Here is a 24,982-nt window from a genome sequence, read left to right on the forward strand (position 1 = left end):
GTGATCGTGCGCGAACCTGCTCTCGTCCCCCGTCTCCGGCCGTTCACCTCGACCATCTTCGCCGAGATGACGGCGCTCGCGGTCAAGCACGACGCCGTCAACCTCGGCCAGGGCTTCCCGGACACCGACGGCCCGGCCGGCATGCTCGACGCGGCCAAGAACGCGCTGTTCGGCGGGGCCAACCAGTACCCACCCGGCCCCGGGCGCCCCGAGCTGCGCGCGGCCATCGCGCGGCACCGGCTGCGCTACGGCACCGAGTACGACCCCGACACGGAGATCCTGGTCACCGCGGGGGCGACCGAGGCCATCACCGCGACGCTCATCGCGCTGACCGAGCCCGGCGACGAGGTCATCGTCATCGAGCCGTACTACGACTCCTACGCCGCCGCGGTCGCGATGGCGGGCGCCGAACGCAAGGTCGTCGGGCTGGTCGAGGGCGAGGACGGGCGGTTCGGCCTCGACGTCGAGGGGCTGCGGGCCGCCGTCACGCCGCGGACCAGGGCGATCCTGGTCAACTCGCCGCACAACCCGACCGGCACGGTGTTCACGCGCGCCGAGCTGGAGGCGCTGGCCGCGCTGTGCGTCGACCACGACCTCATCGCGATCTGCGACGAGGTCTACGAGCACCTCGTCTTCGACGGCAACGAGCACATCCCGCTGGTCACGCTGCCCGGGATGCGCCCGCGGACGGTGAGCATCTCCAGCGCCGGGAAGACGTTCAACTGCACCGGCTGGAAGATCGGCTGGGTCTGCTCGACGCCGGAGCTGGTCGCGGCGGTGAAGGCGGCGAAGCAGTTCATCACCTTCGTCTCCGGCGGGCCGCTGCAGCCGGCCGTCGCGCACGCGCTCGACCACGAGCTGCCCTGGGTCGACGGCCTGCGCTCGAGCCTCCAGGAGAAGCGCGACCGGCTTTCGGCCGGGCTGGCCGACGCCGGGTTCGCGGTGCGGCCGACGGCGGGCACGTACTTCGTCTGCGTCGACGTGCGGCCGCTGGGCTTCACCGACGCCGCCGACCTCGCGTGGGAGCTGCCGAGCCGGGTCGGTGTCGCCGCGGTGCCCGTCAAGGTGTTCACCGATCACCCGGACGAGTGGAAACACCTCCTGCGTTTCGCGTTCTGCAAGCGCAATGAGGTCATCGACGAGGGCGTCACCCGATTGCGCAAACTGGTCTGACGACCCCGGCGGCGAGGCGGAAACTTTCCGGCCGTGAATTCGCGGCGGGAAAGTCGGCGCACCGCGCGCGCCGAGGCCGGGCGCGCCCGGCGGCCGGCTCGACACGCCGCGGCGGGGTCGACCGGTTGCCGTAGCCGCCGGTGACGCTCCGCGATCATGAAGGCGATTCCGTGTTTGTGGCGCCGCCTGGCGAGCGCGGTCCGGACCAGCGGGTGTCCGGCCGCCGGTGATCACGGACCGGAGCGGGTCCGAGCGGCGCGGATCCCGGTTCGCCGGCCACTGTGGACCCGTTCGGCCCAGCGCCCGTCCCACCCTCCGGGCGCCTGTTCGATCGCCCGGCCCGAACGGGGTCGCGCGCACCCAAAGTCGCTGTGTAGGCACGTAAAGCGACCGCGTTGCCGGAAACATCAGGTCAACGCTCGAATGTGCAATTTGCAGTACTCGTCCGAATGGCCGCAGAGGAGCACCCGAACGGCACTGAGAGTGATCAACTCGTCGGCCCCAGATACCTTGCCCGGTCGGGCCGTTCCGCCTTACGGGCTGGATCGAACGCGGGAGAGATGAAAGACTCCCGAGCGGTGCTAGAAAGAGTGCAGCCCCGGGGGAACTGCGACCTGGCCGGAGAAAGACCCCAGCAAGAACAGAATCTCGAGCGGGCATCGCGAGAGTTTCAGGCGCGGACGGTGGTGGTGGCGGTGAGCAGCACGGCGAACGCGCGCCGCAGCGCTCCCGCGCAGCCTGCGCTCACAGCGGGTGAAACCCCCGCGCGCGGCCGCACGCCGCGGCCGTGGACGGCCTCGCTGCAGCGCCCCGCCGCCAAGATCCTCGTCGCCGGCGGCCTCACGCTGGCCGGCTGGCTGCTCACCGGCGCACTCTCCGGCAGCACCGCGAACGCCGCCGAGGCCACCGGGTGCGAGCACCCCGCCGCGTCCACTGTGGAGCACCGCGGCCTGCTGCAAGGGCTCCACCTCAAGAGCCACCGCGAAACCGCCACGTGTGCGCAGCAGCCGGCCGGCGACACGGCCGACACCGCGAAAACCGCGACCAAGACCGAGACCGAAGCCGTCGCGAAGCAGTCCACGAAGGACACTCAGACCACCGAAGAGCCGGCGGAACCGGCAGCCAAGACGAAGGCGACGTCGTCCGGAGGCCTGCTCGGCGGGCTCGTCGGCGGCGTCCTCAACGTGGTCGGCGGCACGCTGAACACGGTCACGACCACCGTCAACGGGACCCTGAGCACCGTCGGCGCCGTCACGGACACGCTGTCCCACACCGTCCTCGCGCCGCTCACCCAGCCGCCCGCGAACAACCCGGACGCGCCCGTCCTGCTCCCCCTCGACGACATCCTGAGCCCGATCCTCAACGGCGGCTCGAACTCGGGCGGCGTCACGGTCACCGTGCCCGGCGTCACCGGGGGCACCACCACCCAGACGACCACGTCCGCCGTCGCCGAGACCACGCCCGCCGAGGCGCCCTCGACGACGTCGTCGCAGACCTCGCGGGTCGCGGTCGTGCACCTCGTCGAGGTGCAGAACACACTGCCCGCCAAGCAGGAGCAGCCGCGCGACTCCGGCGTCCACGCCCGCAACGGCGGCGGCGACTCCACCCCGGGCCTGCCCGGCGGCACCAGCGCCCCCAGCGCGCCGGCCCCGACCGCGGCGGCCGGCCACGACGGCCCCGGTGGCGCCCGCCACCCGTTCGCCGTCCACACCGACCGCGTCACCACCACCCAGCTGAAGCTGATCGGTGCCAGCCTCGACCACGATGTCGACGGCGCGGGCAGGGAAGCCGCCCTGCCCACCACCTCCCCCGACTGACTCCTGACCGGGCAGCCGGGGAGAACTGCGTCCAAAACAAGATCAACTGGACGCGCGCCCACGCCGTAGTGGCGTGACGATTCCCCTGCTCCAGTACGAAATTCGTGACTCCTTCACGTCTCGTGACGCGCCATCGCGTCCGACGTACCCCAGGGGCTGAAAGCCATGCGAAACCACAGTCTTTCCGACCGGCCGACCGCGCCCGGCCGGGTCGGATCCCGGTCCCGGCGCCGCGCTGCCCCCGTGGCGCCGGGACCCACACCGGGTGCGCTCCGGGAGTTTTCGCTCACCGCGCCGAGCGAGATCTCGCAGTACCGAGAGCGCGCCTGAACCGCGGGCTTCCCGGCACGTCGAGGGGCTGTGCCGGGAAGCCAGCGGTTACCCGCGAGCGGGGTCACGTCCGCGAACGGGGGTGTGTACGAATGAACCGGTGCGCTGGATGCACATGAACGCCGCCCATCCCTGGGAGCAGGCTCGCATCCAGCGCACCGGTTCGTCCGTTTCAGGCGATCGGCGCCGCCAGTGATTCCGGGGTGCCGCTGACCGAGGCCGCCGCGGCGCTCAGCCGCCGGACCGCTTCGTCGATCTTGTCCGGCGGCAAGGAGAACGGCAGCCGGATCCAGCGCTCGAGGCCGCCGTGGACACCGAACCGGGAGCCGGGCGCCACCTGGACGCCGTGGCTCGCCGCCGCCACCGCCAGCCGCGAGCTCACCGGCTCCGGCATGCGGCACCACAGCGACAGGCCGCCCTTCGGCAGCGTGAACGTCCAGTCCGGCAGGTACCGGTGCACCGCGCCGGCCAGTGCGTCGCGGTAGCCGCGCAGCTCCTCGCGCCGCCGGGCCAGCGCGGTCTCGTCGGCCAGCAGCTCGGTGAGCACGATCTGCTCGAACACCGGTGACCCGAGGTCGACCGCGTACCGCGCCGAAACCAGCCTGCCGAGCAGGTCCTCCGACGCGCGGATCCAGCCGAGCCGCAGCCCGCCCCAGTGCGTCTTCGACGCCGAGCCGACGCAGATCGCCAGGTCACCGGCGAACGCGGCCAGCGGCGGCGGCCCGTGGAGCGGGTCGCCTTCCAGGTCCAGCTCGACGAGCGTCTCGTCGACGACGACCGGCGTCCGGGCGCGGGCCAGCACGGTGCCGAGCCGTTCGCGGCCCTCGGTGTCCAGCCGCAGCCCGGTCGGGTTCTGGAAGTCGACGACGAGGTAGGCGAACCGCGGGTTCGCCTGGCGCAGCGCCGCGTCGATGCCCGCGATGTCCCAGCCGCGCGCCCCGGTCGGGTCGAGCGCCACCGGCACCGGGATCGCGTGCGCGGCGCGGATCGCTTCCAGCGCGTTCGGGTACGTCGGCTGCTCGACGAGCACGCGGTCGCCGGGGCCCGACAGCATCCGCAGGACCAGGACGAACGCGTGGTGCGCGCCGTTGGTCACCATGACCTGCGCGGGCGTCGTCGGGAGCCCGCGCTCGGTGTAGCGCCGCGCGATCTTCTCCCGCAGGCCGAGCAGGCCGCGTTCCTGGTAGCCGTGGTCCCCCAGGTGCTCGGCGAGCCGGAAGCGGGCCGCGTCGACCGCCGCGGCGGTGCCCGCGATGGCCGGCGACGACGCGTGCGTGAAGTCGATCGAGCCGTCGTTCACCGGGGCGAGCGGTCCGCGACGACGACGTCCGGGTGCGGCGATCCACGACCCCGCGCCCCGGCGGCTCGCGACGAACCCGTTCTCGCGCAACCGGTCCAGGGCCGCGCCGATCAGCGTCCGGCTGGCGCCGAGCGCGTCGGCCAGCTCCCGCTCGGCGGGCAAGCGGGTGCCGAGCGGGAGCTGGCCGTCGAGCACCTGCAGCTCGATCGCCGCGGCCAGGTCGACCGCACCCTGTCGTGATCCGCCCTGCCGCCACGAGCCCAGCATGACGGCCAATCGGGGACCGGAGATGCGTCCACCTACCGGGATGACGGGTTCCATAAGGCCAATATCCTGGAATTGGCTATGGTTTACAAGGCCACTTGAAGCCGATAGTGGAGTCGTGGCTCAGATCGATCTCCGGCCCGTCCGGATCTCCCGCGACCCCGTCCGCCGCAGCGTCCAGCTGTTCGCGGGCCTCGCCCTCTACGGCACCAGCGTCGCCTTCGTGACCCGCGCCGGCCTCGGCCTCGAGCCGTGGAGCGTGCTGGCCGAAGGCGTCCTGAAGCACACCGGACTGACATTCGGCACGGTCACCGGGCTGATCTCCGTGGTGGTGCTCCTGCTGTGGGTCCCGCTGCGCCAGCGGCCCGGGATCGGGACCATCGCGAACGTCGTGGTCATCTCGGTCATGGTCGACGTCGTCCGGGCCTTCCTCCCCGACCAGCACGACCTGGGGTGGCAGATCGCACTGCTGGCCGGCGGGGTGGCACTCAACGGCGTCGCGACCGCCACCTACGTCGGCGCGCGGCTCGGCCCGGGCCCCCGCGACGGCCTGATGACCGGGCTCGCGGGGCGCACCGGCTGGTCGGTCCGGCTGGTGCGCACCGGCATCGAGGTCATCGTGGTCGCCATCGGCTTCCTGCTCGGCGGGACCGTCGGCGTCGGCACCGTGCTCTACGCGCTGGCCATCGGCCCGCTCACCCAGGCCCTGCTGCCGCTGACCACCTGGCGTGAGAGCTAACCCGCTTTGCGCTGCTGCACCGCCCGGCGCAGCGTCAGGTAGTCGGCGCCGCGCCGGGCGAGGACGTCGTCAGTGCCGCGCTGCTGGGCCAGCGCGAGCAGGATGTGCTCCTGCCCGAGGTGTTTGTCCCCCAGCCGGACGGCTTCCTTGAGGCTCAGCTCCAGGGTCTTCTTCGACTGGGGCGTGAACGGGACGTGCCCCCGCTTGGCCGGGCCCAGCCGGCCGGCGAGCGCGCCCTCGCCGTGGGTCCGCTCGACGCTTTCGACGATCTGCTCGACGTCGATGCCGAACTCGGTGAGCGCCTCGGCGTCGGCGTCGCTGACCCCGCCCCGCCGTCTCGTCCGCTCCAGTTCCGCGGCCAGGTCGTCGGTGGCGACGCCCAGCTCGGTGAGCAGGGGGACCCCGGTCTTGAGCAACCCGGCCAGCAGGTCCACCGGCCCGACTTCCACCGAGCCGGACTGCCGCGCCGTCATCTGCGCTTCGACTACCGCGAGCCGCGCGTCCGCCGTGAACCGCTCGAACATCAGTGCCTCCCGTACTTCTTGTGCACGGCCTGCCGGCTGACCCCCAGCTCGGCGGCGATCTCCTGCCACGACCAGCCGTTGATCCGCGCACTGCGGACCTGCACGGCCTCGAGTTGTTCCACCAGCCGCCGAAGCGCGGCGACCGCGCGAAGCCCCACCCGGGGATCGCGGTCGCCGGCCCGGGCGGCCAGGTCTGTCGCTTCCGTCATGTCTGTCAACCTACGTTGACAGGTGCGGTGTTGTCAACCTGAGTTGACAACGGCCCACGGCAGCGACAATCGCACGGCAGGAGAAGGCTGCGGAGCTTCGGCGCGAAGGTCCGCGGCGGCCGACGTACAGTCGGGTGATGCCCGAGATCGTGATCGCCGAGCGGGCCGGGGTGGGCGCCGACGGCCACCCCCGCCCGACCGAAGACCACGTCGTCGTGCTGGACAACGCCGTCCTCGTGCTCGACGGCGCCACCTCGCCGGACCCCGCGCTGCCCCCGGGCGGCTGGTACGCCGAACGGCTGGCCCGGCGCCTCGCCGACGACCTCCGCGCGGCCCCCGAAGCCGACCTGACGGACCTCCTGACCAGCGCGATCGCCGTCGTGACGGCCGAGAACGCCCTGCGTCCGCAACAGTCGCCGTCCAGCACGGTCGCCGCCGTGCGGTGGCTCGGCGACCGCGTCGAAGCGCTCGTCCTGGCCGACAGCCCGGTCGTCGGGTTCGGCGGCTTCGGTGTCGACGTCGTCTCCGACGACCGGCTCGCGCGGCTGCGGCGGCGCGGGATGCTCCAGACCGGTGCGGACGTCCGGCGCCGGCGCAACGCCCACGACGGCTTCTGGGTCGCCGAAGCCGACCCCGGCGCCGCCGCGCACGCCGTCCGCCGCAGCTGGCCACGGCACGACGTCGACGCCGTCCTGCTCGCCAGTGACGGCGTCTCCATCGGCGTCGACCAGTACGCCCTCTTCGACTGGCGCGAAGTTCTGGCGATCACCCGCGCCGACGGGCCGGACGCCGTGCTGGACGCCGTCCGGACCGCCGAAAAGCAGGATCCGGACGGTGAACGCTGGCCGCGTCCGAAGCGCCACGACGACCAAGCCCTGGTACTGATCGACTTCGCATCCGGGGGAATTCAGGGTCTTCCCTGATCACGGCCGTCCGGTTCTTCGAGAACCTGGATGGCATGGGGACGGAACAGGGGAAGCGCACGAGACCGTGGCGGCTCGTGGCGCTGGGCGCGATCGGCTGGGGGCTGTTCACGGCCGTGGTGCTGCACATCATCAGCTCGCACAACCCGGTGTACGACACGCTGTCGAGCTACACCGTGACCGACCGGGGCGAAGGCATGCTCGCCGCGAGCGTGCTGTCGCTGGCCATCGGCTCGCTGGCGGTGCTCGGCGCGCTGCACGCGGCCGGCGTCCCGCTGTCGCGCACGACCCGGCTGCTGCTCGCGCTCTGGTCGCTCGGGATGGCCGCGGCCGCGATCTTCCCGGCCAGCTACCCGGAAGCGCCCGACCCGGTCAGCGGCGAAATCCACCTCTACGCGTGCCTGATCGCGTTCCTGAGCCTGCCCGGCGCGGCGATCTCACTGCTGGAACCGTTGCGGGGACGGCTTGAACGCGTCGCCATCGTGCGGGCGATCCGGCTGAGCGCCGTCGCGTTCGGGCTGTTCGCGGTCAGTTTCGTGCTGGTGCGGCTGAGCGAGGCCGGGATCTGGCTGTTCCCGCAGATCTCGGACGCGGTCCCGATCGGCGTCACGCAACGGCTGCTGATGCTCGCCGACGTCGTCCTGATCCTCACGCTGTTGTGGGTCGCGACCCGGCTCGAGTCAGCCTTCGACGGCAGCCGCGAATTCGGGCGCGTAGCCGTACAGGCCGGGCATCCCGCCGGTGTGCAGGAACACCACGTGGTCGTCGGGGGCGAAGTGGCCCGCCCATTCGACCAGCGCGGCGGCCACCTTGCCGGTGTACACCGGATCGAGCACAACCCCCTCGGTGCGGCCGAAAAGCCGTAGCGCGTTCCAGACGGCGTCGGTCGGGATGCCGTAGCCGGGGCCGAGGGTCGAGTCGCTCATCTTCGAGTGCGTGAACGCCGGCGGCTCGACGCCGAGGAGCTTGGCCGCACCGGCGACGAGGTCGCGGAGGTTCTCCGTGGCCTCGTCGAGCGGGTGGCTGACGCAGGCGATGCCGACGCCGAGGTTCCCGAGGAGCCCGGTGGCCAGCACGACGCCGGCCGCCGTGCCGCCACTGGCGTGCGGGATGACGAGGTGGGCGCGCTCGACACCGCGTTCTTCGAGCTGCTTCGCGAGTTCGTACGTGGCGCGGACATAGCCCAGCGCGCCGAGGTCGTTGGAGCCGCCGACCGGGACGGTGGCGACCTTCCGGCCTTCGGCGGCGGCTTCGGCGACGAGACGGTCGTAGGTGCGGCCGGTCTCCTCACCGTCGGCGCAGACGTGGACGGTCGCGCCGAAGAGCTTGTCGAGCGGGATGTTGCCGCCACGCTCGTACGCTTCGCCATCGCGAGGGACCTTCGCGGTGAGGACGAGTTCGCAGCGCAGGCCGAGCTTCGCGCACGCGGCGGCCGTCTGACGGCCGTGGTTGGTCTGCAGCGCGCCGAAGGTGATCACGGTGTCCGCGCCGGCTTCGAGCGCGGCGCCGAGGTGGAATTCGAGCTTGCGCAGCTTGTTGCCGCCGGCGCCGAGCGGGTGGACGTCGTCGCGTTTGAGCCAGAGGTTCCGCAGGCCGAGCGCTTCGCCGAGCCGCGGCGCCTCGTGCAGCGGCGTGGGCCAGCCACCCAGGTCGACCCGGGGGATCGCGGCGAGTGCGGCGTCGGGGAATCCGGCGAAGTCGAACGTCATGAGCCCAGTCTGCCGCAGCCGTCGTGAGTGAGAAACCGGGTTGGAACCCGGTTTCTCACTCACGACCGGGCTGGCCAAAGACCGCGGGTATCCGGTAACGTTCGTTCGAACGAACGAGAACCTCCGGGGGCCGACATGACAGCTACGAGCCTGGACTTCACCGGTCTCACCCAGCAGGCCGCGCAGCTCGCCGCCGGCGAAGTCACGTCCGCCGAGCTGACCGCGACGGCCCTCGGCCGGGCGCACGCGAGCCAGCCCACGCTCAACGCCTTCCGGCACCTGCGCGACGACGCTGCTCTCGCCGAGGCCGCCGAAGCGGACCAGCGGCTGAAAGCCGGCGACCGCAAGCCGCTGCTCGGCGTGCCCGTCGCGATCAAGGACGACGTCGACATCACCGGCCTGCCGACGTCCTTCGGCTGCGTCGGCGAGTTCCCGTGCGCCACCACCGACGCGCCCGCTGTCGCGCTGCTGCGCGAGGCCGGCGCGATCATCATCGGCAAGACCAACACGCCCGAGCTGGGCCAATGGCCGTTCACCGAGGGCCCGGCCTTCGGTGCGACGCGGAACCCGTGGCACCCCGGCCACACACCCGGGGGTTCTTCGGGCGGGAGCGCGGCCGCGGTGGCGTCGGGGGCCATCGCGGCCGCGCTCGGTTCCGACGGCGCCGGCTCGGTGCGCATCCCGGCCGCGTGGACCGGGCTCGTCGGCATCAAGCCCCAGCGCGGCCGGATCCCGACCGACGGCGAGCTGTTCCACGGCTTGACCGTGCTCGGCCCGCTCGCCCGGACCGTCGGCGACGCCGCCCTGCTGCTGGACGTCGTCGCCGCGACCGGCACCACGTTCCGGACCGCCGCCGTGCGCGAACCCGGCAGGCTGCGGATCGGGCTGTCGACGCGGATCCCGTTCACCGCCACCAAGACCCGGCTCGACCCGGTCGTCGAAGCGAACGTGCGGCGGCTCGCGGAGTCGCTCGCCGGGCTGGGCCACGAGATCGTCGAGGTCGAGCCGGACTACGGGCTGATCGGCCTGACGTTCCTGCCGCGCTCGCTCACCGGCGTCCGCGACTGGACGCTGCGGGTGCCCGACCGCGCCGGGCTCGACCCGCGCACGCGCAGCAACGCCGGCCATGGCCGTCTGCTGGCCGGGCCCGCGCTGCGGCTCGCGCGGGCGCTGGAGCCGGGGCTGCACCGGCGGATCGGCTCGGTCTTCGGCCGCGTCGACGTGCTGCTGACCCCGACCACCGCGACCCCGCCGCCGCCGATCGGCACCTTCGACGGGCTGTCCGGCTGGGAAACCGACCAGGCCATGATCGCCGCCTGCCCGTACGCTTGGCCGTGGAACGTGCTGGGCTGGCCGGGGGTCAACGTCCCGGCCGGGCTGACCGCCGACGGGCTGCCGCTGGGCGCGCAGCTGCTCGGCCCCTCGCACGCCGAGGAGCGGCTGGTTTCGCTCGCCGCGCAACTGGAAGAGGTCGAACGGTGGCCGGAGCGGCATCCCGAGACAAGCTGGTAAGCACCCGGGAAGCCATCCTGCGCGGCGCGCTGACGGTCGTCGGCGAGCACGGCGTCGGCGGCCTGACGAACCGCCGCATCGTGGCCGCCGCCGGCGTCTCGCTCGGCACGCTCACCTACCACTTCCCCAGCCAGACGGCGTTGCTGCGCGAAGCGATGCTGCTGTTCGTCGAGGAAGAGACGGCGAAGCTCGGCGCGATCGTCGACGGCTACCGCGCCGACGGCCTCAGCGTCGAGCAGGCCGCGTCGGTCGTCGAGCACGTGATCGCGCAGCTGCCGTTCGGCGCCGACGAGCTCGGCGCGCACGAGCTGTACCTCCAGTCCGCCCGGGATCCCGAGCTGCAGGAAGCTTCTTCGCGCTGCTTCGCGGCGTACGACGAGCTGGCCGTGACGATCCTGTCGGCGGTCGGTGTGCCGGAGCCGCAGCGGCTGGCCGGGCCGGTCGTCGCGCTGATCGCCGGGCTCCAGCTGCGCCGGCTGGCGACCGGCGAGGCCGACGCACCCGTCGCCGGGCCGCTGATGATGCTGATCCGCGGGGCTTGATGGCGCGGCCGATCGTCCGCGGCACGGCGGCGTGGAAGTACTTCGGCGACTTCCGCGACGCGCTGCTGGCCGGACAGGTCCTGGTGCTGCAGGTCGCGCACCCCGTCGTCGCGGCGGGGGTCCGGGATCATTCGGACTACACGTCGGATCCCTGGACGCGGCTGATGCGGACGGGCGCGTCGCTGTCGATCTACGTCTACGGCGGCACCGCGGGGGCGCGGGTGGAGGCGTCACGGTTGCGCGCTCTGCACCGTTCGTTCACGGGGTCTCTCGACGGACGGCGCTACAGCGGGCTCGACCCGGCCGCGTACGCCTGGGTGCACGCGACCTTGGTGAAGGTTCCCGTTGACGCACAACGGTTTTTCGGCCGTCCACTGTCACCGTCCGAATTGGACGAATACTACGCGCAGATGTGCGACGTCGGCCGGCTGCTCGGCGTGCGCGAGCGCGATCTGCCGCCGGACTGGACGGCGTTCGAGCGCTACTACGACGACATGGTGGCCGGTTTCGCGACGAACCCGACCATCGAGGAACTCTTCGAGACGATCCACACGGTCCGGAAGCCGGTGCGGTGGCTGCCCGACTCTTGGTGGCGGTGGCACGCCCGGACCCAGATGTTCCTGCTCCGCGCGACGTTGCCGCCCGCACTGCGCGCCCGCCTCGGTCTACAGTGGACACTCCGCGACCAGCGGCGGTTCGACCGGTTCGCCCGCGCAGTGCGGATTCTCGCGACGCCGGTCCCGGCCTGGCTGCGGACCGCCCACATGCGGTGGATCGGCAAGCTCAACGTCTGGCTCCGCGCCCACCCGCGGGTCTACCAGCGTTTCATCGGCGGCAACGGCCCCGGCGCTACTCCTCGCGCCCACTGACCCGCGCGTAGTGCGCGCGGGCCTTGGCCCGGTTGCCGCAGCGGGCCATCGAGCACCACTGCCGGTTGCGTCGCGGGGAGGCGTCGCAGAAGCGGATTCCGCAGTCGTCCGCCGCGCAGATGCGGACGTCCGCGTCGCTCGCCGCCAGGTCGATCGCATCCGCTGCCAGGGCCGCGAACGCCGAGGCCACCGGATCCTTCGCGGCCGGCACCTCACGACGCAGCACACCGTCCGCCAGCACCAGCCGCGGCGTCGGTGCCGGCGCCGAAGCCGCCGCGTTGTTCACCAGGCCGACGTCCATCTCTTCGGGCGCCCGCAGCACCCGGTCGATCGCTTCCCGCAACGCTTTCGCCGCCAGCACGTTCCCGGCCGTCACCGGCACCGGCGCCGTCGTGAAGCCGGCGAGCACGAGCCACTCCGCCAGCGCTTCGGGCCCGGTCAGCAGCTCGACGCCCTCGGCGTACCGGGAGCGCAGTGTGTTGACCAGGTCGAGGCACGGCCGTCCGCCGTCGAAAGCCCACTCCATGCCCCCACTCTAACCGTTGCGGAAGGTTAGAAGTGCGGCTACCTTCTAACCGTATGAACAGGTTAGAAAGCACGGCCACGGTCAACGGGCTCCGGATGCACTACCTGCGCGCCGGCGAAGGGCCGCCGCTGTTCCTCCTGCACGGCTGGCCGCAGACGTCGCACTGCTGGCACCAGGTCCTCGAGCCGCTCGCCGAGACGCACACCGTCATCGCCCCCGACCTGCGCGGCTACGGCCGCACCGACAAGCCGCGGACCGGCTACGACAAGCGCACGATGGCCGCCGACGTCGCCGGGCTCGCGGAGCACCTCGGCTTCGGGCGGGTCGCCGTCGCCGGGCACGACCGCGGCGGCCGCGTCGCTCACCGCTGGGCCCTCGACCGCCCGGACCAGGTCGACCGCGTCGCCGTCTTCGACATCGCCCCGACCCGCGCGATGTGGCAGCGCCTCGACACCGGCATCGCGAAGGCCTACTGGCACTGGCTCTTCCACCTCCAGCCCGACCTGCCGGAACTGCTCGCCGGCCAGAACATCGCCGCCTACCTCGGCTACTTCTTCGAGCGCTGGACCTACCAGCGCCACACCCTCGACCCGGACGCCGTCGCCGAGTACGTCCGCGCCTTCTCCCAGCCCGGCGCGCTCCGCGCCGGTTTCGACGACTACCGCGCGTCCTTCCCGGACGACGCCGAGCTCGACGACGCCGACTTCGCCGCCGGAAAGCGCGTCACCCAGCCACTTCTCGCGCTCTGGGGCGCGAACGGCCTGCTCGGCACCCTGCCGACGCTCGAGATCTGGCAGGAGTACGCGAACGACGTCACGGGCGCGGCACTGGCCGAATGCGGACACTTCCTGCCCGAGGAACAACCGGCCGAAGTCGTCTCCCACCTGCGGAAGTTCCTGCGCCCCTGAGACCCCCGGGGGCTCCGGTCCCCCGCACTGGGGACCGGAGTTCCCTCCCCGCCGTGACGCCCGCCACGGTCCTCCGTCGATAGGTTCGCTCCACGATGGGGACCAAATCGAGAGCCGCGCTGCTGATGCTGCTGGCCGTGCTGGGGATCGCACTGGCCGGCGGGACCGCGCACGCCGACGGCGCGCCGTCCGGCACCGACATCCAGGTCGCGCAGACACTCGGCGCGCGCGAGCTGACCGTGATCATCCGCCGGGTCGACGTCACGCCGTCGCCGCTGCGGGTCGACGTCGTGACGCACCAGGGCACCGCGCCCGGGACGCTGCACCTGGCCGTCGCGGCGGACGGCGTCGTGACGTCGAGGGGTGACGTCGTCCTCGGTGCCGAACCGGGCGTGTACCCGGGAAACCTCCAGGTCGGCAAGCCGGGGCCGTGGGAGCTGAGACTGGACGACGGGAGCGGGACCACCGCGACCATCCCGTTCATCGTCCCGGCGCGGGTGGTTCCGCCGTGGGAGAAGGCGACCTACGGCGGCTTCGTCGCCGCGGGCGTGTTCCTGCTGCTGGCGCTCGTGGTGGCGATGCGAGCGAAGCGAACCGCCTTCGCCTTGATCCCGGCCGGTGGCGTGGTCGCCGCGATCGCCGTCGCGGTCACCGGCGCGCTGCTGTCGGCGAGCACTCCCCCGCCGCCCGCACCCGGCAGCCAGCTCGATCCGACGTACGACAACGTCACCGACCCGTACGCGAACGCTCAGCTGTCCACAGTGGACTACTCGCGGCCGCCGGTGAACCTGGCCGTCGAAGCCGAGCGCGGCGAGGTGACGCTGCACCTCACCGACGGCGCCACCGGGCGCCCGGTCGACGACCTGCTGATCCACGACAACGCACTCGTGCACCTGGTGCTGGTTTCGCCGTCCGGCCGGATGAGCCACCTGCACCCGGTGCGCGTCGGCCCCGGCGACTTCCGCGTCGGCGTGGCCGATCCGGAAGCGGGCACGTACACCGTCGCCGCGGAGCTCGTCCGGCGCGGCGGCGGGGTCCAGCTCGTCCGGTCCACTGTGGACCTGACGGGCACCGCCGCACCCGCGCCCGAACCCGCCGGCGCCGGGCCGCGGACGGTCGACGGCACGCCGGTCGACCTCACGATCACCCCCGGCACGCCGACGACCGTCACCGCGCACTTCCGGACGCAGGACCTCCAGCCGTGGCTGGGCATGCTCGGCCACCTCATCGTGGCCGGGCCGATCACCGGCCCGGACGTCGGCGCGGCCGCCGCGAAGGCACCCACCTGGGCCCACGTCCACGCGATGATCCCGCCGGTCGCGGGCCAGCTCGACCGGCCCGACGAGACCGTCGCCGCGTACGGCCCGGACGTCAGCTTCACCTACACCTTCGCCGCGCCCGGCCGGTACCGGATCTGGCTGCAGGCCGAGCGCGGCTACCGCGTACTGACCATCCCCGCCGTGGTGGACGTCCCGACGACAGGAGCCGGACGATGAAACGCCCCAAGGTGCTGATCGCCGCGGTCGCGCTGGTGGTCGTGGCCGGCGCCGCCTGGCTGTTCTGGCCGGCCGGTGCCGCCAAAGCCACCACGCAGCAGGCGGTTTCCGGGCCGTACACGGTCCAGTTCTCCGCGGACCCGCCGCGCATCGGCGGCAACACGTTCGCGGTCGCGGTGACCGGGCCCGCGCCCGACAGCGTCCTGGTCGAGCCGGTCATGGCGCAGATGGGACACGCGTTCGCCCCGGTGCTCGCCGTGGCGGACAGCCCCGGCCGGTTCCGCGCCACCGGGGTCTCGCTGCCGATGTCCGGTCAGTGGGAGATCTCCGTGTCGCTGCGCGGGCCGGGAGGGCCCGCGCAGCTCGTCTTTCCGTTGCTGGTCAAGTAGTCAAGAGAAAGGTTCGGGGGAATGGATCTCACCGCATCCGGCGTGCGCACCACGTCGGTGGCGAAACAGGCTCGAATGGGGTTGCTGCCGGCGAACGTCGTGCTCGGCGGTTCGCTGTTGTCACTGGTCGGGCTGACCTGGGACATCCAGTGGCACAGCGACGTCGGGCCGGACACGTTCTTCACGCTGCCCCACCTGTTCCTGTACGCGGGCAGCGCGGTCGTCGGGCTGGCGAGCCTCGCCGTCGTGCTGCTGACGACGGCGGCGCGGCGCGCGGGGCGCCCGGTCGACCCGCGGATCGGCGGGCGCGTGGTCAACGTGTTCGGCCAGACCTTCGCGGCGCCGCTGGGCTACCTCGTCTCCGGCGTCGGCGCGGCCACGTTCCTGCTGTACGGCCTGTGGGACCAGTGGTGGCACGGGCTCTACGGCTTCGACGCGGTCATCGACTCGCCGCCGCACATCGGGCTGCTGCTGTCGATCACGGTGTCGCTGATCGGCACGACCGCGGTGTTCGCCGCGGCGCGGGAGCACCGCTGGGGCCGGATCGGCACGCTGGCTTCGCTGACCGTGCTGCTCACGTTCGGGCCGGTGCTCGCGCTCGGCCTGCAGCAGGTGCCCGATGACTACGCCGACGCCGTCTCGATCGGCTGCTCGATGATGGCCGTGCTGCTCGTCGCGGTCGGCGCCGGGTTCCTGCGCCGGCCGGGCGGGGCGGTCGGCACCGCGGCGCTGGTCGCGGCCGTGCAGGCGGTCTTCTGGTGGTTCTCGCCGTGGGCCGCCCAGGCGTACGCGGACCTCGTCGGCCTGCCGATGCGCGACGCGATCTCCGGCGTGCCGGAAATGCCGTCGCTGACGCCGATGGCGTTGCTGCCGGTGGCCGCGCTGATGGAGCTGGGCTTCCTGGCCGGGCGACGCCGGGGGTGGTGCGCGGGCCGCGTTTCGGTGGTCGTCGGCGGGATCGCCGGGCTGCTGATCGGGCTGAGCCTGCCGATCCAGCGCGTCCTGCTCTACACCGGCGCGCACCTGCCGCCGGCCTGGTACCTGACGACGACGGCCGTGCTCAGCGGCCTGCTGGGGCTGCTCGGCGGGTTCGCCGGGTGGCGGTTCGGCGGGATGCTCTGCCTGCTGGCGCCCGTGAAGAAGGGGGAAACCGCTGATGCGTAAGGCACTTCTGGCCATGGCGGCGGTGGCCGGACTGCTGTTCGCCACCGCCGCGCCGGCGAACGCCTACGAGCCGGTCAACATCGTGCACACCGAGCACGTGCAGGCCGGGCCGTACGGGATGACGATCGGGTTCAGCACCTGGCCGCTTAAAGCCATGCAGTCGCTGGACTTCACGTTCATCCCCGACGGCGGGATCGACGACAAGTCCGGCACGCTCACGATGATCAACCCGGAGGGCGGGAAGAACCGCACGCAGCCGCTGGTCCGCCACCCGCGCAAGCTCGAGGTCTGGGGGCTCGACGTCCGCTCGATGCCACGGCCGGGTGACTGGACGTTCCGCTTCACGGTCAACGGCCCGGCCGGGTCCGGCACGGGCGACCTGAAGGCGCTGCCGGTGCTCGAACAGCCCGGGCCGCCGATGGGCTTGAGCTGGGCGATCAGCACGCTGCCGTTGATCGGGCTCGTGGTGCTGGTCGTGCTGGCCTGGCGCCGGACCCGGAGCCGGTTGCGCGGGGGCGGACTTCCGGCAACCGGGTGAGATTCCCCTCACAATCGGCACCCGGGCGTATCCGCGGCGTCGCGAAGGCCTCCTTCTCCAGTGACGGGGAAGGGGGCCTTCGCCATTTTTCCAGGACGCAGCTCGGACACGATCACCGCGGTGGGGGATGGATCAGGCGGGCAGGTCGAACTGCCCGGCTTTCACGGCGACCAGGAACGCTTCCCACTCGGCGGTGTCGAACACGAACACGGGGCTGGTCGCGAGCTTGGTGTCGCGGACACCGATCAGGCCTTCGCGGCCGAGGTTGACCTCGACGCAGCTCCCACCATTGGGTTCGCTGGCGAACGACTTCTCCCAAGCAGCCTCTTGGAACAGGGACACGGCCGTGTTCGGATCGTAATCCGCGAACGACGGATAATCCGCCATGGGTCGTACCTCCGAGGATCGTTGGGGGGCGCGGCCGTGACCTGGTCGAAAGTACCCGCTCCCGGCTACTCAGTGTCTCAATGGAGTACGCCACACGGCCAAGCGGGTGATCAACTAGGTCCGGCCTCGACATGAAGATTATTCCAGGAGTAGGATTAATCGCATCGGCCGGGGCGCTGGTGTCGGTGAATGACTGCCTGCATGCGACGGGCGGTCCCCGAACGCAGGCCACTGGTTGACGACCGACCAAACCACCACCGCAGGACCTCATGGGGGAGGATCAGCGTGATCGTCGAGGACAGCGCGCCACCGAGCGCGATTGTCGTGGGCAGGCTCGCCAGGGGAACCGCAGGCGAGGCCCGCCGGGTGGTCCACGTCTTCGGACTGGACGCCACCCGGGGAACGAGCGAGCTGGTCCGAACCAAGTGCGGGGAAGCGCTTTCCCGTGCCGACGTGGAATGGCTGGCCCCCGGGGCCGGCATGCCGTGTGAACCCTGTCTCGGACTGACCGGCGGCGAACGTGCCCGGTCACCGCGACGAGAGCTGGGGGTGTAGACGATGGCCGTCCGGATGAACTCGCTGTTCCGCCGCGAGGAGGAGCACCGTGGCCGCCGCGGGATCGGCAACGAACTGAGGAACCGCTTCGGCTTCAGCCTGATCCAGGCGCCGCTGCGCAAGACGACGACGTGGGCCGCGGACCAGGACCTTCCGCAGCAGCGCCACTCCGACGGCTTCCGGACCACCCGGCCGCTGGAGGCCACGATCGACCTGACCCCGCTGCTGCGCGGGCGGATCGGTTCGCGCGTCTGAAGCCCTGAACTGCCGTACCACCACCAAGAGCCCCGGTTCCCTGATGGGACCGGGGCTCTCGCCGTTCGTGGCTACCGTTTCCGCAGCAGCAGGCGTCCCTGTCGGAAGGGGCGCTCTCCTTCGACGGGCTCGCGGTACATCCGCCCGACCTCGACGAGCCCGGCCGCGGCCGCCAGCGCCATCAGTTCGTCGAGCGGCCACCGGTACGCCGTCGTGACCTTGTGGTCGAACTCCGAAACCGGGCCGTCCCCGGACTCGAAGCACCCCAACAGAACGTGACCACCGGGCGCCAACGTCCGGGTGAATTCGGCGAAGTACCCCGGAATCTCCGACGGCGGCGTGTGGATCATCGAATACCACGACAGGATCCCGGCGAGCGACGCGTCGGGCAGGTCCAGCGCCGCCATCGAACCGACCTCGAACCGCAGCTCTGGCAGCGCGGTGCGCGCCAGCTCGACCATCGCCGGCGACACGTCGACGCCGAACGCGTCGACCCCGAGCGAACGCAGGTGCGCCGTCAGGTGGCCGGGCCCGCACCCGAGGTCGGCGACCGGCCCGCGGCCGCGCACGAACTCCGCGAACGTCGCCCACGCGGACCGGTCCAGCGGGTCGCCGTCCCAGATGTCGCGGACGAACTCCGCGTACTGGACGGCGACCGCGTCGTAGGCCGCTGTCACGGTTTGCGGCCGAGGCCGCAGATGTGGCCGACGAACGAGGGGTCGTTCGCGAGCTTCTTCGTCGCCCGCGACTCGATCTCCTCCGGGTGCCACTCCGGCAGGTAGACGATGCCCGGCTCGACGAGCTCCAGGCCTTCGAAGAACGTCGTGAACTCCGCCTTGCTGCGCAGGTGCAGCGGGGTGCTCGACCGCTGGTACTGCGCGACGATCGACTCGCGGCTTTCGGCGTCGGCCATCGCGTCGAGGCCTTCGGTGGTCAGGTGCGAGGACAGGAAGTACGAGCCGGACGGCAGCAGCGAGAGGTACTTCTGGATGGTCGGGGCCACCGGCTCGTCCGGGCCGAGGAAGTACAGGACGCCGACCATGATCAGGCCGATCGGCCGGTTCGTGTCGAGGACGCCGGTGTCGAGCGCGCGCTTCCAGATGTCGGCCGGGTCGCGCAGGTCGCCCTGCAGCACCGCGTGCCGGTCCGCGACACCCTCCTTCTCCAGCAGCACCTGCGAGTGCGCCACCGCGACCGGCTCGTTGTCGACGTACACGCACCGCGCGTTCGGGTTCACCTCGGCCGCGACCTCATGGACGTTCCCCACCGTCGGCACGCCCGACCCCAGGTCGAGGAACTGGTCGATGCCGTTGCGCGCCAGGTAGCGGACGCCGCGGCCGAGAAAGTCACGGCCGACGCGGGCGACCGTCTTGATCATCGGGAAGGTCTTGACCGCCTGCTCACCGAACTGGCGGTCGATGGCCCAGTTGGCGTCGCCGCCGAGGAACCAGTCGTAGATGCGGGCCGCGTTCGGCCGCTCGAGGTCGACGCCTTCGGGGGCCTCGGGATCCTGCGTCGTCATTTTCGTCCTCCAGGCTTGCGGCCGACACCGCCGACCACGCTCGCGAGGGGGACCGGGGCGGCGCCGGGCTCGGGGCGCCACTCTCCCACAGGCACGATCCCGGGGTCGACGACGTCGAAGTTACCGAAGAACGCGGCGATCTCGTCGAGCGACCGGGAAATCGCGGGAGAGCTCGACCGCTCCGACAGCTGCACGAGCCGCCGGATCTGCGCCAGCTCGTCGCCCTCGACGCCGGACTCGGTCGCGTGCGAGAGCACGTACGCCGACCCCGGCGCCAGCAGCGTCCGGTAGTCGCGGATGGCTTCGCGCACGCCGGTGACGTCCGGCAGGAAGTGCAGCACGGCCACGCTGAGCAGGCAGATCGGCCGCTCGGGGTCGAGCACCCCGGTGGCCAGCGCGGCTTCCCAGACCTCCTCGGCGTCCCGCAGGTCGGCGTGCAGCACGGCGTGCCGCTCCGGATCGCCCTCTTCGTCGAGCAGGATCCGCCCGTGCGCGACGGCCACCGGCTCGTTGTCGACGTAGACGCAGCGGCTGTCCTCGGCGTACTCGTCGGCGACCTCGTGGACGTTGCCGGCGGTCGGGATGCCGGACCCGAGGTCGAGGAACTGCGTGATGCCCTCGGCGACGCAGTGGCGGACGGCCCGGCCGAGGAAGTCGCGGTTGCCGCGCGCCAGGGTCTTCGCCAGCGGAAACGCTTTCACGGCCAGCTCGCCGTACTGCCGGTCGACCGCCCAGTTCGCGGTGCCGCCGAGCGCCCAGTCGTAGATCCTCGCCACGTTCGGCCGGTCGAGGTCGACGGCGTCGGGGAGGAAGTCGGGGTCCACGATGTCCCCTTCGGGCGGCACTTCCGGTGGCTTAGGGCACAACAGAGCCACTCTACCGACAGTTGTTCACCACTCGGGACCCTTCGAGCCGCCGTTCGCCCTATTGGAGCTGCTGCATCTGGCCGCGGTAACCCTCCGCGAGCTCCTTCAGGAACTGCCGGGTCTCTTGCCGCTCCAGCGCCGCTCCCCGCAGCCGGTCCCACGAGTCGACGAAGATGTTGAAGTCCTTGACGTCGTCGAGGTACAGCCCGCCGGCGGAGTGCTCGATGTAGACGAAGTCCCGGGTGCGGTCCGGGAAGCGCATGATCGTGAAGTCGTTGGGCACCGCGGCCAGCCGCGCCCCGAACGGCAGCACGTGGACGTAGACCCGCGGGTGCCGTTCGAGCGAGAGCAGGTGCTCGACCTGGTCCAGCATCACCGCGGGCGCGTACCCGCCGGGAGCCCGGCGCAGCGCGCCCTCGCTGATGATGAACCGGTAGTACGGCGGCTGCTGCTGCTCGAACACCGCCTTGCGGTCGAGCCGGTTGCGCACCAGCGACGTCACGTCCGTCGCACCGGCCTCGGTGAACTGCTTGAGCATGTAGTGCTCGGACTGCAGCGGACCCGGGATGCGCTCGCCGTGCCAGGTGAGGATCTCCGCGGCGGCGGGCTCCAGGTCGGTGAAGGTGCGGAACCAGTGCGGCACCACCGAGCGGTAGCCGGACCAGTGGCCGCGCTGCCCGGCGGCGGCCCGCGCCAGGTTCATCAGCGTGTCGGCCTCTTCGCCGTTGATCCCGAACGCGTTCAGCATGGATCGCACATCCCCGAGTTTGACCCCGACGGCACCGGACTCGATCTTGTTGACCTTGCCCTGGGTGCAGCCGAGGACCTCGGCGACCTGCTGCTGTGTCATCCGCGCCGCGGTGCGGGCATGCCGGAGCTCGTTTCCGAGCTGCTTCCGGCGCGAGGTGACGGTGCTGGCCATCGCCCTGCTCTCCCGGACCACTACCAAGCGACGACGGCCACCGGCCGCCGTCGCACGCGAACTATCGAACCCACCCAGGTTAGTGCTTCACCTTGCGGATCTCGATGATGACATCGCGCAGCGTTCCAGGAAACGCCGCAGAATGCCAGTCACCTGCGCTATCACTCGCCTGGACCAGCGAAATTCCGAATTATTCGGCCAACCGGCGGAGCCCGGTCTCGGGCAGACTGGCCCCGTGACCGATCGCTCGCCCTCCGCCGCCGCCGTCACCCGCCTGGCCGACCGGGTCCACGGCTACGTCCAGCCCGACGGCTCCTGGTACATCAACAACTGCGGGTTCGTCGACGCCGGCGACCACACCGTGCTCATCGACACGTGCTCGACCGAGCGCCGCACGCGCGCGCTGCTCGAGACGGTCGAGGCCGCGACCGGCAGCCCGGTGACGACGCTGGTGAACACCCACCACCACGGCGACCACACCAACGGCAACTACCTGGCCGGCGGCGCGACGATCATCGGGCACCGCAAGACCCGCGAGCTGATGGTCGCCGAGGGCATCCAGACGTTCGAGGGCGTCTTCGTCGGCAGCGACTGGGGCGAGCTGCGCTCGCGGCCGCCGGAGGTCGTGTTCGACGACCGGCTGACCGTGCACGCGGGCGACCTCGCCCTCGAGCTGATCCACCCCGGCCACGCGGCCCACACGACCAACGACGTCCTCGTCTGGCTGCCGGAGCAGCGCGTCCTCTACGCCGGCGACCTGGTGTTCAACGGCGGCAGCCCGTTCGCGCTCATGGGCTCGGTGGCCGGCTGGCGGAAGGGCCTCGACGTCATCCGCGAACTCGAGCCGGAGGTGATCCTGCCCGGCCACGGCGGCCCGTGCGGGCTCGACGTCGTGGACACAGTGGACAGGTACCTGAAGTTCGTCCAGGAGACGGCCGAGCGCGGGAAGGCCGCCGGGCTGTCGCCGCTGGAGGCCGCGCAGGAGGCGGACCTCGGTGAGTTCGCCTCGATGAGCGAGCAGGAGCGGCTGCCGGGCAACCTGCACCGCGCGTACGCCGAGCTGGACGGTGCCGAGTGGGGCGCGGACATCGACCTCGTCGCGGCGATCACGGACATGCTCGCGATCAACCGCGGACCGATCCGCTGCTTCTCCTGAACTGAGTGAGCTGCTCCTCCGTGCCCTTCCTTGAGGCCTCGATCGGACTAGGGTCTGAATCGAGAGAGTCTTCGAGAGGATGCGGATGAGCAAGAAGGCGAGCATCGGGGTCACCGGCCTGGCGGTCATGGGCCGCAACCTGGCCCGCAACCTGGCCCGGCACGGGCACACGGTGGCCCTGCACAACCGGTCCGAGGAGCGGACCCGCGCGCTGGTGGAGCAGTTCGGCGACGAGGGCGACTTCATCCCGGCATACTCGGCGCAGGCGTTCGTCGACGCGCTGGAACGGCCGCGGCAGGTCGTGATCATGGTCAAGGCGGGCGGCCCGACGGACGCCGTCATCGACGAGTTCGCGCCGCTGCTCGAAGAGGGCGACGTGATCATCGACGCCGGCAACGCGCACTTCGCCGACACTCGACGTCGTGAGAAGGCGCTGCGCGAGCGTGGGCTGCACTTCGTCGGCAGCGGCGTCTCCGGTGGCGAGGAAGGCGCGCTGCACGGGCCGAGCATCATGCCCGGCGGCTCGAAGGAGTCCTACGAGTCCCTCGGCCCGCTGTTCGAGGACATCTCGGCCAAGGTCGACGGGCAGCCGTGCTGCACGCACATCGGCGCGGACGGCGCCGGGCACTTCGTCAAGATGGTGCACAACGGCATCGAGTACGCCGACATGCAGCTGATCGCGGAGTCGTTCGACCTGCTGCGCGGCGCGGGTGGGTACTCCCCCGCCGAGATCGCCGACGTGTTCCGGACCTGGAACACCGGGCGGCTGGACTCGTACCTGATCGAGATCACCGCCGAGGTGCTGGCGCACGTCGACAAGTCGTCCGGCAAGCCGTTCGTCGACGTCGTCGAGGACGCCGCCGAGCAGAAGGGCACCGGCCGCTGGACCGTGCAGATCGGCCTCGACCTCGGTGTCCCGATCTCGGGCATCGCCGAAGCCGTCTTCGCGCGTTCGCTGTCCGGCTCGACTTCGCTGCGCTCGGCGGCTCGTGGCCTGGGTGGTCCCACCCGGTCGCCGCTGTCCGGCTCGGAGCTGGAGCGCTTCGCGGACGACGTCGAGCAGGCGCTGTACGCGTCGAAGGTCGTCGCGTACGCGCAGGGCTTCAACCAGATCCAGGCCGGCGCGACGGAGTACGGCTGGGACATCGACCTCGGCAAGGTCGCCTCGATCTGGCGCGGCGGCTGCATCATCCGCGCGAAGTTCCTCAACGACATCACCTCGGCCTACGCCGACGAGCCGCAGCTGCCGACGCTGCTGACGTCGGGCGGCTTCCGCAAGGCCGTGGAGGACGCGCAGGACTCGTGGCGTTCGGTGATCTCGACGGCCGTCCGGCTGGGCATCCCGACGCCGGGCTTCTCGACGGCGCTGGCGTACTACGACGGCCTGCGGGCCGACCGGTTGCCGGCCGCGCTCGTCCAGGGTCAGCGTGACTTCTTCGGAGCGCACACCTACCGCCGCGTCGACCGCGACGGTTCGTTCCACACGGCCTGGGCCGCCGACGGCCGCCCGGAGTCCGAAGCCTGAGCCGGTGCTGCTCTGATCGGGAAAACCCCCTGGTCCTTCCCGATCAGAGCAGCGTCACCAGCACCACCGCGAGAAGCGCGGCGAACAGAAGGAGTCTCACTGCCCTCGGGCGGCGAGGATCTCCGCCAGCACCTCCACGATCTTCGCCTCGGCCTTGTCCTTCTTGATGCCCAGGCCGTCGAGCACCTCGAAGCCGGTGCCCTCCCGCTGTTCGAGCAGCGCCAGCAGCATGTGCTCGGTGCCGATGTAGTTGTGCCCGAGCCGCAGTCCCTCGCGCATGGTCAGCTCGAGCGCCTTCTTCCCCGCCGCGCTGAACGGCACCGGGTTCGGCGCCGGCTCGACTCGCTCGGGCAGCCGCGCTTCGGCGGCTTCGCGGACGGCGTCGAGCCGGACACCCTGGGCGAGGATCGCCCCGGCCGCGAGCGCCGCGGGTTCGGTGAGCAGGCCCAGCACGATGTGCACGGTGTCGATCTCGGGGCTGCCGTGGTCCACGGCCGCCTTCTGGGCCTCGACGACGACGTGCCGCGCGCGGTCGGTGTAGCGGCCGTAGACGCGCTCGATGCTGCCGCTCGGATCGCCACCGGGATCGACCTTCGGCACGAACCGCTTCTGCGCGGCCTGTTTCGTGACGCCCATGCTGGAGCCGATCTCGGTCCAGGACGCCCCGGACCGCCGGGCCTGATCCACGAAGTGGCCGATGAGGTGGTCGGCGACCTCGCCGAGGTGCTGTCCGACGTAAACCGCGTCGGTCAGCTGGGCGAGGGCGTCCGTCTCGTTGTTGCTCTTGATGGCGCTGATGAGGTCGTCGAGCTTGATGTTGGTCGGTAAGGTCATGCCGTCAACTGTAGGTTGACGATCCCCC

The 24,982-nt window shown here is 71.5% G+C and carries 26 protein-coding genes and 1 pseudogene; 16 read left to right on the forward strand and 11 right to left on the reverse strand.

The window, feature by feature from the left end; all coding sequences use genetic code 11:
* Positions 1-6 precede the first annotated feature (6 nt).
* Both ACZ7PG_RS15475 and ACZ7PG_RS15480 read left to right on the forward strand, forming a co-directional pair.
* Positions 7-1,173: a pyridoxal phosphate-dependent aminotransferase gene (locus ACZ7PG_RS15475; protein WP_470239711.1), complete on the forward strand. Its 1,167-nt coding sequence runs from the start codon at positions 7-9 to the stop codon at positions 1,171-1,173.
* 695 nt (positions 1,174-1,868) lie between these two features.
* Entirely contained in the window at positions 1,869-2,990 is a 1,122-nt protein-coding gene (locus ACZ7PG_RS15480) for a hypothetical protein (protein WP_470239712.1), read from the forward strand.
* A 502-nt stretch (positions 2,991-3,492) separates the two neighbouring features.
* Here ACZ7PG_RS15480 and yczR read toward each other — a convergent pair.
* Positions 3,493-4,941: a MocR-like transcription factor YczR gene (gene yczR / locus ACZ7PG_RS15485; RefSeq protein WP_470239713.1), complete on the reverse strand. Its 1,449-nt coding sequence runs from the start codon at positions 4,939-4,941 to the stop codon at positions 3,493-3,495.
* 61 nt (positions 4,942-5,002) lie between these two features.
* Here yczR and yczE point away from each other — a divergent pair, with 61 nt between their 5' ends.
* Entirely contained in the window at positions 5,003-5,623 is a 621-nt protein-coding gene (gene yczE / locus ACZ7PG_RS15490) for a membrane protein YczE (protein WP_470239714.1), read from the forward strand.
* Here yczE and ACZ7PG_RS15495 read toward each other — a convergent pair.
* Positions 5,620-6,147, reverse strand: coding sequence for a Clp protease N-terminal domain-containing protein (locus tag ACZ7PG_RS15495; RefSeq protein ID WP_470239715.1), 528 nt, complete (start codon positions 6,145-6,147; stop codon positions 5,620-5,622). The genes yczE and ACZ7PG_RS15495 overlap by 4 nt on opposite strands.
* Positions 6,147-6,356: a helix-turn-helix domain-containing protein gene (locus ACZ7PG_RS15500; RefSeq protein ID WP_284750436.1), complete on the reverse strand. Its 210-nt coding sequence runs from the start codon at positions 6,354-6,356 to the stop codon at positions 6,147-6,149. Before ACZ7PG_RS15500 ends, ACZ7PG_RS15495 begins: the two co-directional genes overlap by 1 nt.
* A 137-nt stretch (positions 6,357-6,493) precedes the next feature.
* On the opposite strand from ACZ7PG_RS15500, the gene ACZ7PG_RS15505 reads away from it, so the two are divergent.
* Both ACZ7PG_RS15505 and ACZ7PG_RS15510 read left to right on the forward strand, forming a co-directional pair.
* The gene (locus ACZ7PG_RS15505; RefSeq protein WP_470239716.1) at positions 6,494-7,279 is read left to right on the forward strand and encodes a protein phosphatase 2C domain-containing protein; all 786 of its coding nucleotides are present in this window, start codon (positions 6,494-6,496) and stop codon (positions 7,277-7,279) included.
* A 35-nt stretch (positions 7,280-7,314) separates the two neighbouring features.
* Positions 7,315-7,881, forward strand: a pseudogene (locus ACZ7PG_RS15510) (DUF998 domain-containing protein); the annotation flags it as partial.
* Between the two features lie 78 nt (positions 7,882-7,959).
* Here the strand turns inward: ACZ7PG_RS15510 and ACZ7PG_RS15515 are convergent.
* Complete coding sequence (locus ACZ7PG_RS15515; RefSeq protein ID WP_470239717.1) at positions 7,960-8,988, reverse strand: D-cysteine desulfhydrase family protein; 1,029 nt, start codon at positions 8,986-8,988, stop codon at positions 7,960-7,962.
* 135 nt (positions 8,989-9,123) lie between these two features.
* Here ACZ7PG_RS15515 and ACZ7PG_RS15520 point away from each other — a divergent pair, with 135 nt between their 5' ends.
* From ACZ7PG_RS15520 to ACZ7PG_RS15530, 3 genes are read left to right on the forward strand one after another with little or no spacing between them, the layout of a single operon-like run.
* Entirely contained in the window at positions 9,124-10,500 is a 1,377-nt protein-coding gene (locus tag ACZ7PG_RS15520; RefSeq protein WP_470239718.1) for an amidase, read from the forward strand.
* Positions 10,467-11,042, forward strand: coding sequence for a TetR/AcrR family transcriptional regulator (locus ACZ7PG_RS15525; protein ID WP_470239719.1), 576 nt, complete (start codon positions 10,467-10,469; stop codon positions 11,040-11,042). The genes ACZ7PG_RS15520 and ACZ7PG_RS15525 overlap by 34 nt, the downstream gene beginning before the upstream one ends.
* Positions 11,042-11,911, forward strand: coding sequence for an oxygenase MpaB family protein (locus ACZ7PG_RS15530; protein ID WP_470239720.1), 870 nt, complete (start codon positions 11,042-11,044; stop codon positions 11,909-11,911). The genes ACZ7PG_RS15525 and ACZ7PG_RS15530 overlap by 1 nt, the downstream gene beginning before the upstream one ends.
* Here the strand turns inward: ACZ7PG_RS15530 and ACZ7PG_RS15535 are convergent.
* Entirely contained in the window at positions 11,892-12,437 is a 546-nt protein-coding gene (locus ACZ7PG_RS15535) for a CGNR zinc finger domain-containing protein (protein ID WP_470239721.1), read from the reverse strand. The two genes, ACZ7PG_RS15530 and ACZ7PG_RS15535, sit on opposite strands and share 20 nt — an antisense overlap.
* 53 nt (positions 12,438-12,490) lie before the next feature.
* Between ACZ7PG_RS15535 and ACZ7PG_RS15540 the strand changes: the two genes are divergently transcribed.
* From ACZ7PG_RS15540 to ACZ7PG_RS15560, 5 genes are all read left to right on the forward strand, one after another.
* Positions 12,491-13,345, forward strand: a complete 855-nt coding sequence (locus tag ACZ7PG_RS15540) for an alpha/beta fold hydrolase (protein ID WP_470239722.1) — start codon at positions 12,491-12,493, stop codon at positions 13,343-13,345.
* 95 nt (positions 13,346-13,440) lie between these two features.
* Positions 13,441-14,841, forward strand: a complete 1,401-nt coding sequence (locus ACZ7PG_RS15545) for a hypothetical protein (RefSeq protein WP_470239723.1) — start codon at positions 13,441-13,443, stop codon at positions 14,839-14,841.
* Positions 14,838-15,230 (forward strand): FixH family protein, encoded by a 393-nt coding sequence (locus ACZ7PG_RS15550; RefSeq protein WP_470239724.1) that lies wholly within the window; start codon positions 14,838-14,840, stop codon positions 15,228-15,230. Before ACZ7PG_RS15545 ends, ACZ7PG_RS15550 begins: the two co-directional genes overlap by 4 nt.
* Before the next feature lie 21 nt (positions 15,231-15,251).
* Entirely contained in the window at positions 15,252-16,394 is a 1,143-nt protein-coding gene (locus tag ACZ7PG_RS15555) for a hypothetical protein (protein ID WP_470239725.1), read from the forward strand.
* Positions 16,387-16,932, forward strand: a complete 546-nt coding sequence (locus ACZ7PG_RS15560; RefSeq protein WP_470239726.1) for a hypothetical protein — start codon at positions 16,387-16,389, stop codon at positions 16,930-16,932. The genes ACZ7PG_RS15555 and ACZ7PG_RS15560 overlap by 8 nt, the downstream gene beginning before the upstream one ends.
* Positions 16,933-17,064: 132 nt before the next feature.
* Here the strand turns inward: ACZ7PG_RS15560 and ACZ7PG_RS15565 are convergent, their stop codons facing one another.
* A complete protein-coding gene (locus tag ACZ7PG_RS15565) occupies positions 17,065-17,319 on the reverse strand; it encodes a DUF397 domain-containing protein (protein ID WP_285482105.1) in 255 nt (84 codons plus the stop codon).
* 558 nt (positions 17,320-17,877) lie between these two features.
* On the opposite strand from ACZ7PG_RS15565, the gene ACZ7PG_RS15570 reads away from it, so the two are divergent.
* Positions 17,878-18,129, forward strand: a complete 252-nt coding sequence (locus ACZ7PG_RS15570; RefSeq protein ID WP_470239727.1) for a hypothetical protein — start codon at positions 17,878-17,880, stop codon at positions 18,127-18,129.
* Positions 18,130-18,200: 71 nt separating this feature from the next.
* On the opposite strand, the gene ACZ7PG_RS15575 is transcribed toward ACZ7PG_RS15570, so the two are convergent.
* From ACZ7PG_RS15575 to ACZ7PG_RS15590, 4 genes are all read right to left on the reverse strand, one after another.
* Complete coding sequence (locus ACZ7PG_RS15575) at positions 18,201-18,806, reverse strand: class I SAM-dependent methyltransferase (RefSeq protein WP_470239728.1); 606 nt, start codon at positions 18,804-18,806, stop codon at positions 18,201-18,203.
* Entirely contained in the window at positions 18,803-19,651 is an 849-nt protein-coding gene (locus tag ACZ7PG_RS15580; RefSeq protein WP_470239729.1) for an SAM-dependent methyltransferase, read from the reverse strand. The genes ACZ7PG_RS15575 and ACZ7PG_RS15580 overlap by 4 nt, the downstream gene beginning before the upstream one ends.
* A complete protein-coding gene (locus tag ACZ7PG_RS15585; protein WP_470239730.1) occupies positions 19,648-20,475 on the reverse strand; it encodes an SAM-dependent methyltransferase in 828 nt (275 codons plus the stop codon). The genes ACZ7PG_RS15580 and ACZ7PG_RS15585 overlap by 4 nt, the downstream gene beginning before the upstream one ends.
* A gap of 100 nt (positions 20,476-20,575) precedes the next feature.
* Positions 20,576-21,439, reverse strand: coding sequence for a helix-turn-helix domain-containing protein (locus ACZ7PG_RS15590; RefSeq protein WP_155548665.1), 864 nt, complete (start codon positions 21,437-21,439; stop codon positions 20,576-20,578).
* A gap of 235 nt (positions 21,440-21,674) precedes the next feature.
* Here ACZ7PG_RS15590 and ACZ7PG_RS15595 point away from each other — a divergent pair, with 235 nt between their 5' ends.
* Both ACZ7PG_RS15595 and gndA read left to right on the forward strand, forming a co-directional pair.
* On the forward strand, positions 21,675-22,595 hold the full coding sequence (locus ACZ7PG_RS15595; RefSeq protein WP_470239731.1) for an MBL fold metallo-hydrolase: 921 nt from the start codon (positions 21,675-21,677) through the stop codon (positions 22,593-22,595).
* An 85-nt stretch (positions 22,596-22,680) separates the two neighbouring features.
* Entirely contained in the window at positions 22,681-24,120 is a 1,440-nt protein-coding gene (gene gndA / locus ACZ7PG_RS15600) for an NADP-dependent phosphogluconate dehydrogenase (RefSeq protein ID WP_470239732.1), read from the forward strand.
* Between the two features lie 96 nt (positions 24,121-24,216).
* On the opposite strand, the gene ACZ7PG_RS15605 is transcribed toward gndA, so the two are convergent.
* Positions 24,217-24,954: a Clp protease N-terminal domain-containing protein gene (locus tag ACZ7PG_RS15605; RefSeq protein WP_470239733.1), complete on the reverse strand. Its 738-nt coding sequence runs from the start codon at positions 24,952-24,954 to the stop codon at positions 24,217-24,219.
* Positions 24,955-24,982 lie beyond the last annotated feature (28 nt).

The organism is Amycolatopsis sp. NPDC114504, from assembly GCF_055633595.1.

Excerpts from the sequence above, each read along its gene's own strand:
- ACZ7PG_RS15495 (WP_470239715.1), bottom strand. The coding sequence starts at position 6,147 with ATGTTCGAGCGGTTCACGGCGGACGCGCGGCTCGCGGTAGTCGAAGCG.
- ACZ7PG_RS15605 (WP_470239733.1), bottom strand. The coding sequence starts at position 24,954 with ATGACCTTACCGACCAACATCAAGCTCGACGACCTCATCAGCGCCATC.
- ACZ7PG_RS15500 (WP_284750436.1), bottom strand. The coding sequence starts at position 6,356 with ATGACGGAAGCGACAGACCTGGCCGCCCGGGCCGGCGACCGCGATCCC.
- ACZ7PG_RS15520 (WP_470239718.1), top strand. The coding sequence starts at position 9,124 with ATGACAGCTACGAGCCTGGACTTCACCGGTCTCACCCAGCAGGCCGCG.
- gndA (WP_470239732.1), top strand. The coding sequence starts at position 22,681 with ATGAGCAAGAAGGCGAGCATCGGGGTCACCGGCCTGGCGGTCATGGGC.
- ACZ7PG_RS15570 (WP_470239727.1), top strand. The coding sequence starts at position 17,878 with ATGGCCGTCCGGATGAACTCGCTGTTCCGCCGCGAGGAGGAGCACCGT.
- ACZ7PG_RS15580 (WP_470239729.1), bottom strand. The coding sequence starts at position 19,651 with ATGACGACGCAGGATCCCGAGGCCCCCGAAGGCGTCGACCTCGAGCGG.
- ACZ7PG_RS15505 (WP_470239716.1), top strand. The coding sequence starts at position 6,494 with ATGCCCGAGATCGTGATCGCCGAGCGGGCCGGGGTGGGCGCCGACGGC.
- yczR (WP_470239713.1), bottom strand. The coding sequence starts at position 4,941 with ATGGAACCCGTCATCCCGGTAGGTGGACGCATCTCCGGTCCCCGATTG.
- ACZ7PG_RS15555 (WP_470239725.1), top strand. The coding sequence starts at position 15,252 with ATGGATCTCACCGCATCCGGCGTGCGCACCACGTCGGTGGCGAAACAG.
- ACZ7PG_RS15530 (WP_470239720.1), top strand. The coding sequence starts at position 11,042 with ATGGCGCGGCCGATCGTCCGCGGCACGGCGGCGTGGAAGTACTTCGGC.
- ACZ7PG_RS15560 (WP_470239726.1), top strand. The coding sequence starts at position 16,387 with ATGCGTAAGGCACTTCTGGCCATGGCGGCGGTGGCCGGACTGCTGTTC.
- ACZ7PG_RS15590 (WP_155548665.1), bottom strand. The coding sequence starts at position 21,439 with ATGGCCAGCACCGTCACCTCGCGCCGGAAGCAGCTCGGAAACGAGCTC.
- ACZ7PG_RS15540 (WP_470239722.1), top strand. The coding sequence starts at position 12,491 with ATGAACAGGTTAGAAAGCACGGCCACGGTCAACGGGCTCCGGATGCAC.
- ACZ7PG_RS15545 (WP_470239723.1), top strand. The coding sequence starts at position 13,441 with ATGGGGACCAAATCGAGAGCCGCGCTGCTGATGCTGCTGGCCGTGCTG.
- ACZ7PG_RS15515 (WP_470239717.1), bottom strand. The coding sequence starts at position 8,988 with ATGACGTTCGACTTCGCCGGATTCCCCGACGCCGCACTCGCCGCGATC.
- ACZ7PG_RS15550 (WP_470239724.1), top strand. The coding sequence starts at position 14,838 with ATGAAACGCCCCAAGGTGCTGATCGCCGCGGTCGCGCTGGTGGTCGTG.
- ACZ7PG_RS15565 (WP_285482105.1), bottom strand. The coding sequence starts at position 17,319 with ATGGCGGATTATCCGTCGTTCGCGGATTACGATCCGAACACGGCCGTG.
- ACZ7PG_RS15535 (WP_470239721.1), bottom strand. The coding sequence starts at position 12,437 with ATGGAGTGGGCTTTCGACGGCGGACGGCCGTGCCTCGACCTGGTCAAC.